Below are 13653 nucleotides of genomic sequence, written 5' to 3' on the forward strand. Positions count from 1 at the left end.
GGTAGACAGCATTCGGACTACTGAGGTTGCACTGAGCGTCTACTGATTCCTCCTGGCGCCCCCGTGGCCGGACGGCGGTGCACGCGGGCTCGCTACGCATTTCACCACCGGGGCGGCGGGGAACAGCTGTCGCCGGGCTGTCACGCCCCCTTAGCGTCGCCTCGAACCACACCGGAACCGGCCGACACGAGGCCGGTCGACACGAGGGGACTCCGAACATGAACACTGCGACCACACGGGGGACGACCCGCCGCAAGGTCTTCGCGATCGCCGCCGGCGGGGCGGCGTTGGGGCTGGGCGTCACGGCGACGCTCGCAGCCTGGACCGACACCGAATGGGTCTTCGGCGGCAATGGTGCTGGTGGGCCCGGAGTAGGCACATCGACCTTCTCGGTCGAGCAGAACACCGTCGCGCCCTTCACCACGGCAGCCGACTGGGTGAACGAGCCCGCGAACCCCGGGGGAGAGATCGTGTTCGGCCCCGACGCCCTCGATCTCGCCCCAGGCGACACCGTGTACGCCGCTGTCGCGCTCCGCACGGCGCCCGACTCGGTCGCAGGCGATGTCGAGCTGCAGGCGGCCGTGCCGGCCGCGGGGATCACGGCGAACGACACCGCGGGTCTGCTCTTCGATGCGTTGAACGTGCGCGTCGCGACCGATGCGGCCGCCTTCACCTGTGATGCGACGGCCTTCGCGGCGGGCGCAACGGCAACGCTCATCGCTGACGGGCCGCTCGCGACGACCGGCGGTAGTGCCAGCCAGTCGCTGACGGCCGACGCCGGCAGCACGCAGGTGTACTGCTTCGAGATCTCGCTTCCCGACCCGCTGACGCTCGCCCCGGGAACGACGATCGACGACTACATGGGCTTGACCGTCGCCCCCGCTTGGGAGTTCCAGGCGGAGTCCTGACCCCATGTCGACGCACGCCATCACCCACGACGCTCACGCGGCACGGGACGGCGGCGATCCGGCAGAGCCGGGAGGAACCGTGCCCGTCGGTTCCTCCCGGCTCGACCGGCTGCGCGATGTCGTGATCACGCTGGTCGGCGTGGTCGGCATCGCCACGATCGCCTGGCTCCTGGCCGCGTGGATCTGGGGTCTCTCGATCGTCGTGTTCGTAACGGGGTCGATGTCGCCGACCATGCCGGTCGGAACGGCCGCGGTATCGCAGCTGACGCCCGCGGCCGAGCTGCGCGTCGGTGATGTCGTGACGGTCCCACGCCCCGACACCGGGCAGCCGGTGACCCACCGCATCGTCGCCATCGACGAGGTGGCGGCTGCCCCGGAGGAACGCGAACTGACGCTCCGAGGCGACGACAACGGCTTCGCCGACAGTCAGACGTATCTTGTCGATCAGGCACCGCGCGTGCTCGTGGCGGTGCCCGTGCTCGGGTCCGTCGTCCTGTGGGCGCAGACACCGATCGTGATGATCGCGGCCAGCATCCTGATCGCGCTCGCGATCGCCTGGGCGCTCTGGCCAACTCCGACGCGCGCCGACGCCGACGCCGATGTCGATGTCGATGTCGACGAGACCTGAACAAGGAGAACCACTCATGAAACGTGCATCGTCGCACGGTCATCGCGCCGCCGTCGTCACGGCTGCCGCGGGCTCCGTCGCGCTCCTGGTGACCGGTACCGTGCTGTTGGCCGGCGTCGCCAACGCGGCGCTCGTGGAGGTGCCCGAGACGGGCACCCCGGGACGCCTCGTGCTCGCCGCCGACCCCTATCCCGCGGAGTTCCGCGATCTGAGCCCCGGCGACACCCGGGCGTGGCAGGTGCAGGCCCGGCTCGAGGATGCGTCGAGCGCGACCCTCGCTCTCGAATTGCGCAAGGACGGCGACCTCGTCACACACCCGCGCGGCCTTCGGGTCACCGTGCAGTCATGCGCCGAGGAATGGACGGGCCTGCCCGACGCGCCCGTCTGCGCATCCGGTGCACAGCCGCTGACGGTGGCGACGCCGGCCGACGACTACCGGTTCTCGAGCCCGAGCTTCAACCTGCCCGCCCTCGCCGCGGACGCGCCGGTCAGCCTCCTCGTCACCCTCGGGGTCGAGGACAGCCCCGAGGCGCGCGCCGACACCACCCTCATGGGGCGCACCGGCGACACCGATCTCGCCCTCACCGCGGTGGCGATCGATGACACCGTGCCACCGGTGGTGCAACCGCCGGTGCCTGCGCCTCCGGGAACCGGGATGCCGGGGCTGCCGGCAACCGGTGGCGACCTGTCCGCTCTGGCCGCCGTCCTGGCGCTCGCCGGAGGATTCCTCGCCGCAGGCCTCGCCCTGCGCCTGCACCGCCGGGAGGCCCGCGCATGAAGACTCGAACCCGATCCGCGGTTGCCATCGCCGCGGTGGCCATCGTGGGGGTGCCGATGACCGTCACCGCGACGACAGCGGCGTGGAACAGCTCGGAGTGGGTGCACGGCGAGGTCGGCACGTCGACGCTCGACTGCACCGACGGCACGGGCTTCGCCTCCGTCGCATCCGGCCGGTTCCTGAGCGGTTCCCTGCTTGGACTCGACCTCGACCCGATCGCCGAGCTCGAGCAGATGGCCCTCGCCCTCGATGGCGCGGGCGACGTCGCCGTGTCGCCGAGCGATGCGATCGACCTCGGATCCGCCCCGCCCGACTCCTACGTCTACGCCAACCCGTTCGACGTCACGGCTCTCAGCGCCATCAACGTGGATCTGACCGGCTTCACCGTCGGACTGCCGGGAGCGGCCCTCGGAGCCGTCAACCAGTACGCGAACGTCGCGACCGACGGCTCCGTCGCGGGCGCGTCGGGACTCGTCAACGACTCCGGCGCCGTGCTCGTGTCGGACACGACGCCGCCGGCATCGCTGCCCGCGCGGGCGCGGGTCGGGCTCAGCGGCATCCTTCCGGCGGTCACCGGCATCGCCGACGCGAACCTCGAGATCGGTGCGGTCGCGGCCAGCTCGCAGATCGACGGGTGCGCGCTGCTGCGCGACGAGCTCTGGGGAGAGACAGCACCTGCGAGCGCCGTCATGCGCGACTACGGCATCGCAGGTCTCGGCCTGCAGCTGGACGCGCCCGTCGTGCAGAGCCTCGTGGGCACCACGACCACCGCGGTGAACACGCTCGCCGGTGTGGTCGGGCAGCTGACCGGGCCGGGCGGGCTCATCGGCTCGACCATCGGAGCCGGAATCGACGCGGGAATCCCCGGCGTCCTCACCACGACGGTTGGCGGGAACGTCTCGATCACGGGACTCGACCTCCTCGGATCGGTGTCCACGCTCTTGAACACACCGCTCACCGACGGCGTGGTCACGATCGACCTGCAGGCGGGCACGATCGACGTCGATCTCGACGCTCTTCTTCCCTCGCTCAATGACGCCGCACCGAACACGGAGGTCGTCCTCAACGCTGCGGTGCTGAACCCGATCGTGGATCGCGCCGGCGTGCTGCTCGACAACTGGACGTCGCAGATCGTCGCCGCGCTCACCACCGAGCTCCGTGAGGCAACGGTCACCGTGGCGCTCGAAGCCGTCGTGGCCGCGCCGGGGATCGGTATCCTGCCGGGGCTCAACGTCCTGACCGCCGACGTCGGCTTCGTCGGCCCGCTCGGATCGCTGCTCGACGGGACGGCGGTGCTGACGATCGACGCGGAGGCGGCGGGCTTGGTCGGGCCGATCAACACCCTGCTCAGCGCGCTGGGCCTGCCCACCGTGACGCAGCTGCTGAACACAGTCGGAGGGCTCAGCTCGGGTCTCGTCTCGACGCTGGCGAACACGCTGACGACCACGATCACCGCGGCGCTCACGACGCTCGGCGGCACGCTCGCGACGGCGGTGACCGCAGTGATCTCGGCGCTCGGAGGGGTGGTCGACGCGCTGCCGTCGGTCGTGTCGCTCATGGTCAACGTGCAGCCCGATCAGCCCAACGCCCCGCCGGACGCGACCTTCATCGCGGCGTCGGTCGACGCGACGGCCGAGTACCGTGTCGCGGCGCTCCGGCTCGGACTCGCGGACGGCCTCGGCGGTCTGGCGGCGGCCACCTTCGCCACGGCGAGCGCCGGTCCGGTCACGGCACCCTGACGTCGCACGTGTGACCACTCGTGGGGTCGACCGGCGCGGGTCGACCCCACGAGCGCGATCGTAGAATGAGGGAATCATGTCGACTCCCTCGAGCGCACCCACCCTCATCGCGCCGTCACTCGCCGCGCGCACCGCCGATGGCCGCGCGCGTACGTACGAGGTGCGTACCTTCGGCTGCCAGATGAACGTCCACGATTCCGAGCGGCTCTCCGGATCGCTCGAGAGCGCGGGGTATCTCCCCGCCGATCCCGGCACCGATGCCGACGTCATCGTCATCAACACGTGCGCGGTGCGCGACAACGCCGCCGGCAAGCTCTACGGCACCCTGGGCCATCTGAAGTCGGTCAAGGACAAGCGCGAGGGCATGCAGATCGCGGTCGGCGGCTGCCTCGCGCAGATGGACCAGACCGCCGTGCAACAGAAGGCTCCGTGGGTCGACGTCGTCTTCGGCACCCACAACATGGGCGCCCTTCCGGGATTGCTCGAGCGAGCACGTCACAACGGCGAGGCCGAGCTCGAGATCCTCGAGGCGCTCGAGACCTTCCCCTCCACCTTGCCGACGAAGCGGGACTCGGTCTACAGCGGTTGGGTGTCGATCTCGGTCGGCTGCAACAACACGTGCACGTTCTGCATCGTTCCCCACCTGCGCGGCAAGGAGAAGGATCGCCGTCCCGGCGACATCCTGAACGAGATCCGCCTGCTGGTCGACGACGGGGCGATCGAGGTCACCCTGCTGGGGCAGAACGTCAACAGCTACGGCGTCGAGTTCGGCGACCGTCAGGCGTTCGGCAAGCTCCTGCGCGCGGCGGGTGAGATCCCGGGGCTCGAGCGCATCCGCTTCACGAGCCCGCACCCGGCGGCGTTCACCGACGACGTCATCGACGCGATGGCCGAGACGCCCGCCGTCATGCCGCAGCTGCACATGCCCCTGCAGTCGGGCTCCGACAGGATCCTGAAAGCGATGCGCCGGTCGTATCGCAGCTCGAAGTTCCTCGGCATCCTCGACCGTGTGCGTGAGCGCATTCCGCACGCGGCGATCTCGACCGACATCATCGTCGGGTTCCCCGGCGAGACCGAAGCCGACTTCGAAGACACGCTGCGGGTGGTCGAGCAGTCGCGCTTCGCGAGCGCCTTCACCTTCCAGTACTCCATCCGCGAGGGGACGCCCGCCGCGACGATGCCCGACCAGGTGCCGAAGGCGGTCGTGCAGGAGCGGTACGAGCGGCTCGTCGCGTTGCAGGACCGGATCGCGCTGGAGGAGAACCAGAAGCAGGTCGGCCGCGAGGTCCGCGTGCTGGTGTCTTCCGCGGAGGGCAAGAAGGCCGCCGAGACGCACCGTCTCACCGGCCGCGCAGAGGACAACCGCCTGGTGCACTTCGAGCTGCCCAGCGGCTCCGAGACGCCGCGACCGGGAGACGTCGTCACCGTGACGGTGACGCACGCGGCCCCGTTCCACCTGCTGGCCGACAGCACGGACGGATCGCCGCTGCGCATCCGACGCACGCGAGCAGGCGACGCCTGGGACCGTTCGCTCGCCGAGTCGTGCGGGGTACCGGCTCCGGCATCGACGGATGCCGGCCCGCGCGCGGTGTCGCTGGGTCTGCCGTCTCTGCGCGTCGGGGTGTGACCGCGGCGCCGGCCCCGGACTCCGCCCCGGCTGACGGAGCGCCGATCCTCTGGGCCGTTCTCGGGGCGACGGGCACCGGCAAGACCGGTCTCTCGCTCGACCTCGCCGAAGCACTCGTCGCACGTGGCCGGTCGGCCGAGATCGTCAACGTCGACGCTATGCAGCTGTACCGCGGCATGGACATCGGCACCGCGAAGATCCCCGAGACCGAACGCCGCGGCATCCCGCACCATCTTTTCGACGCGCTGGAGGTGACGCAGGAAGCCGCCGTCGCGTGGTACCAGGAGGTCGCGCGCCGGACGATCGAGGAGATCCGTGGTCGCGGCGCCGACGCGATCCTCGTCGGCGGCTCGGGACTGTACGCCTCGAGTGTGCTGTTCGACTTCCGCTTCCCGCCGCGCGACGAACGCCTGCGCGCGAGCCTCGAGGACGAGCTCGAGCGCCACGGTGCCGGGCACCTGTTCGCGCGGCTGCGTGCCGCCGACCCGGCAGCAGCCGAGCGGATCGACGCGCGGAACGGCCGCCGCATCGTGCGCGCGCTCGAGGTGCTCGCGCAGGGCGGGCGAACCCATGGCGGAGCCCTGCCCGAGGCGCCCGAGCATTGGTCGCCGCGGACCCGGATCATCGGCACCGCGGTGCCCCGCGACGAGCTCGTGCCGCTCCTCGATGCGCGCGTCGAGCGGATGTGGGCGGCCGGCCTGGTCGACGAGGTCGCCGTCCTGCGGCAGCAGGGTCTCGAGCGCGGTGCCACCGCCGGTCGCGCCATCGGCTACGCGCAAGCGCTCGCGCAGCTGCGCGGCGACACGAGCGAGGAGGAGGCGATCGCCGAGACGCAGGCCCTCACGCGGCGTTACGCGCGCCGCCAGGTGTCGTGGTTCAAGCGGTACGACGATGTCCGCTGGGTCGACCCTCGCACGACGGATGCGGGCGCGCTCGTCGACTCCGCCGTGGCGGGTGGGCCCGTCATCGATGCGAGAGGATGACACCCGTGATTATCACGATGCGCGCATTCGCTCCCGACGATGAGGATGCCGTCGTCCAGCTGTGGCATGAGGTCGGCCTCACCCGCCCCTGGAACGATCCGCGTGCCGACATCAGGCGCAAGCTGACGGTTCAGCCCGAACTGTTCCTCGTGGCCGTCGACGAGCCTGTCGACGGGACCGCGCATGTCATCGTCGGCACCGTGATGGCCGGTTATGACGGCCACCGAGGCTGGTTGTACTACCTCGCCTCGGCGCCCTCGCACCGGGGGCAGGGCGTCGGACGCCTGCTCGTCGCGGAGGCCGAGCGCCTTCTCGAGGCCATGGGATGCCCCAAGGTGCAGCTCATGGTGCGGCCCGAGAACGAAGCGGTGCGCGGCTTCTACCACGAGCTCGGCTACGAGCCGTTCACCGTGTGGTCGACCGGCAAACGCCTCGTCGTCGATGGCCCGGGCGGCCCCGCCTAAGCTGGGCACATGGCGACTCTCGCGTTCACCAAGGGCCACGGCACCGGCAACGATTTCGTGATCCTGGCCGACCCCGACGGCGAGCTCGAGCTCAGCGATGCGCAGGTCGCGGCACTGTGCGACCGCCACGTCGGCATCGGCGCCGACGGCCTGCTGCGGGTCGTCCGCTCGGCCGCGATCGCCGAGGGGGCGGATGCCGCGGCCTCCGGCGCTGCGTGGTTCATGGACTATCGCAACGCCGACGGGTCACTGGCCGAGATGTGCGGCAACGGAACGCGCGTCTTCGCACGCTACCTCGCCGACGCGGGCCTCGCGTCGATCGAGGCCGGACTCCGCATCGGCACGCGCGCCGGCGTCAAGACGATCACCCGCGCCGAGAACGGCTTCGAGGTCGACCTCGGTCTCTGGCGCGCCGAGGAGGGCGACATCCTGGTGCGCGCGCGTGGACTCGGCGTCGCCCGACCCGGGCAGGCGATCGACGTGGGCAACCCGCATGTCGTGGTCGCTCTCGCGGGCGAGGCAGAGCTCGACGGGCTCGACCTGACGTCGCAGCCCACCCTCGACCCGCATCCGGCCGCCGGCGCGAACGTCGAGTTCGTCGTCCCGGCCGAGCCGCTCGTACAGAACGGTGTCGGCGCTATCCGCATGCGGGTCTACGAACGCGGAGTGGGGGAGACCCTCTCGTGCGGCACGGGGGTCGCGGCATCCGCACTCGCCGTCCGTTTCTGGGCAGGCTCGGCGGCACCCGATCGGTGGACGGTCGACGTCCCGGGCGGCACGCTCGGCGTGCGCGTCGTGCGTCAGGACGACGGCGAGCACGTGCTTCTCTCCGGGCCCGCGACGCTGGTGTTCTCGGGGCAGGTCACCCTCGCCGACTGAGCGGGCCCGGATGATCGGTCGTCGCGCGCGTCAGGGCAGTTCGATGGCCCCCGTCGGGGGTGTGCCGTGGCGACGCACCTTCAGCACGCGGAAGCCGCGGCCGGTCGCGGCGCGCGAGACGGTGTACCCGTCGTCGAAGGTCGCGGCGAGCCAGCGCTGCAGCGAATCGGATCCGAGGTTGCGCTGCACGACGAGCCAGGCGTCGCTGCGCTCGACCAGGCGGGGGATCCAGCGCTGGAGCATCCCGTGCAGCTCGTTCTTGCCGACGCGGATCGGCGGATTCGATCGGATGGTCCGGAACACGACGTCGTCGGGAACATCGTCGGGCAGCACAGCGTTGATATTGGTGAGTCCCAGATCAGCGGCGTTGCGTCGCACCAGGTCGAGAGCACGTTCGTTGACATCGACGGCCCAGACCGTGGCGTGAGGCGACTCCAGAGCCAGCGACAGCGAGATCGGCCCCCAGCCGCAGCCGAGGTCGAGGAAATCCCCACCGGGCGGTGCCGGCGGAGTATTGGCCAGAAGAACCCCCGTGCCCGAGTCGACGTGGTCAGGGCTGAACACCCCGCCCGCGGTCGTGACCTCGACGGCACGACCCGCGAGGGTCACGCGGATGCGGCGGAGGTTCTGTTCGCTGGACGGGGACGCGCTGAAGTAGTGATCGCTCCCCATGCATCCGAGCGTATCGGAGCCGGGCAATCCGGCGGGAGACTAGAATTCACGGATGCCCGGGCACGGGCATCCCGGGAAGAGAGTTATGACGCAAATCACCACCCCCGACGGCGACGACGACATCGCGGTGGATCCGGTCGATCGAGTGCTCGCGAGCGCCGAGACGCGCTCGTCGATGCGCGTGTTCGGCGGCGCGCAGGCGCTGCAGGATGCGGCGACCGTCTCATACGGAGACACCGACGGCGACCAGTGGGATCGCGAGGAGCGCGCCGCGCTGCGCCGCGTCCCGGGACTGTCCACCGAGCTCGAGGACGTCACCGAGGTCGAATACCGGCAGCTGCGACTCGAGAACGTCGTGCTCGTCGGCGTGTACCCGCAGGGGTCGCACGAGGACGCCGAGAACTCGTTGCGCGAGCTCGCCGCGCTGGCCGAGACCGCCGGCGCGGTCGTCCTCGACGGTGTGCTGCAGCGGCGGCCGCATCCCGATCCCGCCACCTACATCGGACGCGGCAAGGCGGCCGAACTGCGCGATCTCGTCGCCGCGGTCGGCGCCGACACCGTGATCGCCGACACCGAGCTCGCTCCGAGCCAACGGCGTGCGCTCGAGGATGTCGCCAAGGTCAAGGTCATCGACCGCACGACCGTCATCCTCGACATCTTCAGCCAGCACGCGAAGAGCCGCGAGGGCAAGGCTCAGGTCGAGCTCGCGCAACTCGAGTACCTGCTCCCGCGCCTGCGCGGGTGGGGTGAGTCGATGAGCCGTCAGGCCGGTGGACAGGTCGGCGCAGGCGGCGCGGGCATGGGCTCGCGTGGTCCGGGTGAGACGAAGATCGAGCTCGACCGCCGCCGCATCCGGACGCGCATGGCGCAGCTGCGCAGGCAGATCCGCGAGTTCGCGCCGTCTCGCGAGGCGAAGCGCGCCGAGCGTCGGCGAAACACGATCCCCTCCGTGGCGATCGCCGGATACACCAACGCCGGCAAGTCGAGTCTGCTCAACCGGCTGACGAGCGCGGGAGTCCTCGTCGAGAACGCGCTGTTCGCGACGCTCGACGCGACCGTGCGCCGGGCCGAGGCCGCTGACGGGCGCGTGTACACGCTCACCGACACCGTCGGATTCGTGCGCAATCTGCCGCACCAGCTCGTCGAAGCCTTCCGGTCGACGCTCGAAGAGGTGTCGGGCGCCGACGTCATCGTGCACGTCGTCGACGGGTCGCACCCCGACCCGGCGGCGCAGCTCGCGACCGTCCGCGACGTGATGGGCGACGTGGGTGCGCGTGCGACGCGCGAGCTCGTCGTGTTCAACAAGGCCGACCTGGTCGACGATGACGCGCGGCTGCTGCTGCGCGGGCTCGAGCCGACGGCTCATTTCGTGTCGTCGCGGACCGGCGAGGGGATCGACGACCTCCGCGCGGCGATCGAGGACGCGCTTCCGCTGCCCGCGGTAGAGGTGCGTGCGCTCGTGCCGTACGACCGGGGCGATCTGATCTCGGCTGTGCACGAGAGCGGTCACATCGTCGCGACCTCGCACGAGGAGGACGGCACCGCCGTGCATGCTCACGTGTCCGAGCGCCTCGCCGCCGAGCTCGCACCCTACGCCGTCTGAGTTGCCGCTCGGGTGTATCAGCCCGCCATGTTCAGGGCTCGGGGCACCGGGTCGAGGGCTCAGTCGAGTTCGACCGGCGCGACCCCCGGGGTGTCGAAGCCGAAGACCTGGCCGAGGAATGCCAGCTCGCTTTCGAGCGCGTGCACGATCGTCTCCGTGCGCCGGAACCCGTGGCCCTCGCCCGCGTACAACACGTAGGCATGGGGCACTTCCTGTGCGACGAGAGCGTCGCGGATGGCTTCCGCCTGCGCCGGGGGCACGACGGCGTCCTCGTCGCCCTGCAGAAGCAGCAGCGGCACCCGGAACCGTTCCGGCCGGCTCAGGGGCGACCGCTCGATGTAGACCTGCTCCGCTTCGGGCAGCGGGCCGATGAGCCCGTCGAGGTAGCGCGCCTCGAAGTCATGCGTCTCAGCCGCCAAGGCGCGTGCGTCGCCGACGCCGTACCGCGAGACGCCGGCACCGAACACGTCGGTTCCGACCAGCGCCGCGAGCACGGTCCAGCCGCCCGCGGAGCCGCCCTCGATCGCGAGACGTGACGGGTCGGCGAGTCCGTCGGCGGCGAGCCCTCGGGCAGCGGTCGCGACATCGTCGACGTCCACGACGCCCCACTGGCCCTTCAGTCGTTCGCGGTACGAGCGGCCGTAGCCCGTCGAGCCGCCGTAGTTGACGTCGAGCACGCCGATGCCGCGACTGGTGAAGTAGGCCACCTTGCTGTCCGCCGTACCGCCCACATGCGAGGTCGGACCGCCGTGTACCCACACGAGGTACGGTGGCAGCTCATCGGTCGGCGCTTCGACGTCGGGATTGGTCGGCGGGTAGGCGAAGGCGTGCACGGGGCCGTGCGGGCCTTCGGTCGTCAGCTGACGGGCGTGCGGAATCCATGCCGCATCGACATCGGGAGCGCCGCCGCGCACCGCGGTCGCCTCGCCGCTGTCCAGATCGACGATCCACAGCCCCGTCGCGCCCGGCATCGTGCCGCTGACGAGGGCGCTGCTGCCCGCGACATCCTCGATCTGCAGCCGCGCTGTGGCGGGTACCGGGAGCGGGACGGCGCCACCGTCGCGGTCGATGACGACGAGCTGATCCGATCCGTGCGTGCGGACGGCGACGACGCGGCCGTCATCGAGCGGCGCGTACCAGCGGGTTCCCAGCACCCACAGCCCGCCGCCTGTGTCAGCGTCGGCGGGGGAGATCGGGGCCGGGTTCGCGTCGGCGTCGGGGTCGACGCGGTAGAGGTTCCAGCGCCCGGTCGGCTCGTCGACGACGACGAGCTGGCCATCGGGGGTCCATTCCGGCTGAAGCGCGGCCGTGCTGCCACCGGCGACGTCACGGACCCGGTGCGGGGCGCGGAGGTCGACGACGCGGATGCGGGTGCGGTCCCAGGGCATGTCCGGGTGGTCCCAGGCCACCCAGGCGAGGTGCGAGCCATCGGGTGAGAGGGCGGGCTGGGCGACGAAGTCGCTGCCGCCCGCGAGCTCGGTCACGCCCGAAGCGTGGGCGCCCGTAGCGCCGTCGATGCGCACGATGTGGCGTTCGGGAGTGCCCTCTGAGCGTTCGCGTTCGCGCACCGCGAGCAGGACGCCGCGCTGCCAGCGAAGCCCGCCGTAGTGCGTGCCGCTCTCGTCGGGGGTGAGCGCCTCGGGCTCGCCGCCGGGGCGGAGGCGACGGATGCGCTGGTCGGACTTGTCGACGAAGAACAGATCGCCGTCATCGGAGACCGCCCACGCACCTCCGCCGTACTCGTGGACGCGTGACCGGGCGTTCCAGGGGGCGGGAAGGACGACCTCGACCTCGCCGTCGCCTCGGCGGCGCACGACGGCGACGCGGCCGCCCTCGTCGGGCAGCGACTCGCCCCACCAGACCTCATCGCCGACGAAGCCGGCGCCGTCGAGGCGCAGTGACGACGAGCTCGCCCACGATGCGGTCAGGGGAGAAGGCCAGGAACCGTAGGGCAGTTGCTGCGACATACCGCCACGCTACGCGAGCCGCGGCACCCCGCGGCGAGATGACGGGAGGTGCGCGGCGGCGCGCGGGTCAGACGGCGCGGAGGACGGCGACCACCTTGCCGAGGAGCGTCGCGTCGTCGCCGAGGATCGGCTCGAAGGCGGAGTTGCGGGGGAGGAGCCAGGTGTGACCGTCGCGCTGACGGAGTGTCTTCACGGTCGCCTCGCCGTCGAGCATCGCGGCGACGATCTCTCCGTTGTCGGCTGTCGCCTGTGCGCGCACGACGACCCAGTCGCCGTCGCAGATGGCCGCATCGATCATCGAGTCGCCGACGACCTTGAGCATGAAGAGCTCTCCCTTGCCGACGAGCTGGCGTGGCAGCGGGAAGATCTCCTCGACCTGCTGGTCGGCGGTGATCGGGACCCCGGCCGCGATCCGGCCCACGAGAGGGACCAGGGCGGCGTCGCCGAGAGCGGGCGCCGCATCGGCCGGGTTCTCACCGGCCGTGCCGGGGAGGTCGATCAGGACCTCCATCGCCCGGGTCTTGCCGGGGTCGCGGCGGAGGTAGCCGCTGAGCTCGAGCTGGTTCAGCTGGTGGGTGACGCTCGAGAGCGACTTGAGGCCGACCGCGTCGCCGATCTCGCGCATGCTCGGCGGATAGCCGTTGCGGGCGATCGCGTGCTGGATCACCTCGAGGATCGCGAGCTGCTTGTCGCTCAGATTCTTGCGTCGTCGCGTCTGCGGCTTCTCGCTCATACCGCCGGTCTCCTGTCGTCACGCCCCGTCCCCGACCCGATGTCGGAGGTTCGTGGTGGGCTCTCGCTGTCGAAAAGGTAGCCCGATACGACGGCGACATCACGGAACGCTCCGCGTGTCTCTTCGATCGGTCTCCGATTTCGGTGGGTGGTTGACACCACACAATATCGAAGATACGTTCGGAACCGAAGTTCGCACCCGTCTCTCCCGGCCGAGAGGCGAGGGCGAATCTTCCTACCGCTCCCGAGGAGATGTCATGACCACGATCGATGCCCGCTTCGCACCGGCCCCCCGTACCCGCCTGCGTATGACGCGCCGCGGACGCCGCGTCGTTGCGACGATCGCCGCCCTCCCGGCGGTCGTCGCCATCACTGCGGTCGCACTCTCCGGCGGTGGCGCGCTCGCCTCGAACGACGCAGGGGCGCCCGCGGGCTCGTTCACGACCGTCACCGTGATGTCGGGGGAGTCCCTCTGGTCGATCGCCGAAGAGGTCGCCCCCGCGGCCGACCCCCGCGACGTCGTCGACGCGATCGTCCGACTCAACGCGCTCGGCTCGGGTCAGCTCGAGGCCGGCCAGACGCTGGCCATCCCGCTCGAGTACACGGGCGCCAGCTGACGAGCTGCTGCGCGCGGTGAGTCCGCCGAGTTCGGTCACTCGACGACGCGCTGCGG

Annotated in this window: 13 protein-coding genes; 10 read left to right on the plus strand and 3 right to left on the minus strand. The window is 70.9% G+C overall.

Features of this window, described 5'->3' with window-relative positions; all coding sequences use genetic code 11:
* Positions 1–218: 218 nt before the first annotated feature.
* The 8 genes from QUC20_RS04980 (at position 219) to dapF (ending at position 8006) form a co-directional block, all read left to right on the plus strand.
* Positions 219–908 (plus strand): SipW-dependent-type signal peptide-containing protein, encoded by a 690-nt coding sequence (locus QUC20_RS04980; protein WP_289331120.1) that lies wholly within the window; start codon positions 219–221, stop codon positions 906–908.
* 4 nt (positions 909–912) lie between these two features.
* Complete coding sequence (locus QUC20_RS04985; protein ID WP_289331121.1) at positions 913–1536, plus strand: signal peptidase I; 624 nt, start codon at positions 913–915, stop codon at positions 1534–1536.
* 16 nt (positions 1537–1552) lie between these two features.
* The gene (locus QUC20_RS04990) at positions 1553–2314 is read left to right on the plus strand and encodes a hypothetical protein (protein WP_289331122.1); all 762 of its coding nucleotides are present in this window, start codon (positions 1553–1555) and stop codon (positions 2312–2314) included.
* Positions 2311–4053: a choice-of-anchor G family protein gene (locus QUC20_RS04995; RefSeq protein ID WP_289331123.1), complete on the plus strand. Its 1743-nt coding sequence runs from the start codon at positions 2311–2313 to the stop codon at positions 4051–4053. Before QUC20_RS04990 ends, QUC20_RS04995 begins: the two co-directional genes overlap by 4 nt.
* A 76-nt stretch (positions 4054–4129) precedes the next feature.
* Positions 4130–5680, plus strand: a complete 1551-nt coding sequence (gene miaB / locus QUC20_RS05000) for a tRNA (N6-isopentenyl adenosine(37)-C2)-methylthiotransferase MiaB (RefSeq protein WP_289331124.1) — start codon at positions 4130–4132, stop codon at positions 5678–5680.
* Positions 5677–6663 carry a tRNA (adenosine(37)-N6)-dimethylallyltransferase MiaA gene (miaA, locus tag QUC20_RS05005; protein WP_183045295.1) on the plus strand — a complete coding sequence of 329 codons (987 nt, stop codon included), beginning with the start codon at positions 5677–5679 and terminating at the stop codon, positions 6661–6663. Before miaB ends, miaA begins: the two co-directional genes overlap by 4 nt.
* Positions 6660–7127, plus strand: coding sequence for a GNAT family acetyltransferase (locus tag QUC20_RS05010; protein WP_289331125.1), 468 nt, complete (start codon positions 6660–6662; stop codon positions 7125–7127). Before miaA ends, QUC20_RS05010 begins: the two co-directional genes overlap by 4 nt.
* Positions 7128–7136: 9 nt before the next feature.
* Positions 7137–8006: a diaminopimelate epimerase gene (gene dapF, locus QUC20_RS05015; RefSeq protein WP_289331126.1), complete on the plus strand. Its 870-nt coding sequence runs from the start codon at positions 7137–7139 to the stop codon at positions 8004–8006.
* A gap of 30 nt (positions 8007–8036) precedes the next feature.
* On the opposite strand, the gene QUC20_RS05020 is transcribed toward dapF, so the two are convergent.
* Entirely contained in the window at positions 8037–8678 is a 642-nt protein-coding gene (locus tag QUC20_RS05020; protein WP_289331127.1) for a class I SAM-dependent methyltransferase, read from the minus strand.
* 85 nt (positions 8679–8763) lie between these two features.
* Here QUC20_RS05020 and hflX point away from each other — a divergent pair, with 85 nt between their 5' ends.
* On the plus strand, positions 8764–10281 hold the full coding sequence (hflX, locus tag QUC20_RS05025) for a GTPase HflX (RefSeq protein ID WP_289331128.1): 1518 nt from the start codon (positions 8764–8766) through the stop codon (positions 10279–10281).
* A gap of 59 nt (positions 10282–10340) precedes the next feature.
* Here the strand turns inward: hflX and QUC20_RS05030 are convergent, their stop codons facing one another.
* A complete protein-coding gene (locus tag QUC20_RS05030; protein WP_289331129.1) occupies positions 10341–12248 on the minus strand; it encodes a dipeptidyl-peptidase 5 in 1908 nt (635 codons plus the stop codon).
* Positions 12249–12315: 67 nt separating this feature from the next.
* Entirely contained in the window at positions 12316–12981 is a 666-nt protein-coding gene (gene lexA, locus QUC20_RS05035; protein ID WP_120263097.1) for a transcriptional repressor LexA, read from the minus strand.
* Between the two features lie 256 nt (positions 12982–13237).
* Here lexA and QUC20_RS05040 point away from each other — a divergent pair, with 256 nt between their 5' ends.
* On the plus strand, positions 13238–13597 hold the full coding sequence (locus QUC20_RS05040) for a LysM peptidoglycan-binding domain-containing protein (protein ID WP_289331130.1): 360 nt from the start codon (positions 13238–13240) through the stop codon (positions 13595–13597).
* Positions 13598–13653 lie beyond the last annotated feature (56 nt).

It is taken from the genome of Microbacterium arborescens, from assembly GCF_030369635.1.
GTDB lineage: Bacteria > Actinomycetota > Actinomycetes > Actinomycetales > Microbacteriaceae > Microbacterium.

Excerpts from the sequence above, each read along its gene's own strand:
- QUC20_RS04980 (WP_289331120.1), top strand. The coding sequence starts at position 219 with ATGAACACTGCGACCACACGGGGGACGACCCGCCGCAAGGTCTTCGCG.
- QUC20_RS05020 (WP_289331127.1), bottom strand. The coding sequence starts at position 8,678 with ATGGGGAGCGATCACTACTTCAGCGCGTCCCCGTCCAGCGAACAGAAC.
- QUC20_RS04995 (WP_289331123.1), top strand. The coding sequence starts at position 2,311 with ATGAAGACTCGAACCCGATCCGCGGTTGCCATCGCCGCGGTGGCCATC.
- QUC20_RS04985 (WP_289331121.1), top strand. The coding sequence starts at position 913 with ATGTCGACGCACGCCATCACCCACGACGCTCACGCGGCACGGGACGGC.
- dapF (WP_289331126.1), top strand. The coding sequence starts at position 7,137 with ATGGCGACTCTCGCGTTCACCAAGGGCCACGGCACCGGCAACGATTTC.
- miaB (WP_289331124.1), top strand. The coding sequence starts at position 4,130 with ATGTCGACTCCCTCGAGCGCACCCACCCTCATCGCGCCGTCACTCGCC.
- hflX (WP_289331128.1), top strand. The coding sequence starts at position 8,764 with ATGACGCAAATCACCACCCCCGACGGCGACGACGACATCGCGGTGGAT.
- QUC20_RS05010 (WP_289331125.1), top strand. The coding sequence starts at position 6,660 with ATGACACCCGTGATTATCACGATGCGCGCATTCGCTCCCGACGATGAG.
- QUC20_RS05030 (WP_289331129.1), bottom strand. The coding sequence starts at position 12,248 with ATGTCGCAGCAACTGCCCTACGGTTCCTGGCCTTCTCCCCTGACCGCA.
- QUC20_RS04990 (WP_289331122.1), top strand. The coding sequence starts at position 1,553 with ATGAAACGTGCATCGTCGCACGGTCATCGCGCCGCCGTCGTCACGGCT.
- lexA (WP_120263097.1), bottom strand. The coding sequence starts at position 12,981 with ATGAGCGAGAAGCCGCAGACGCGACGACGCAAGAATCTGAGCGACAAG.
- QUC20_RS05040 (WP_289331130.1), top strand. The coding sequence starts at position 13,238 with ATGACCACGATCGATGCCCGCTTCGCACCGGCCCCCCGTACCCGCCTG.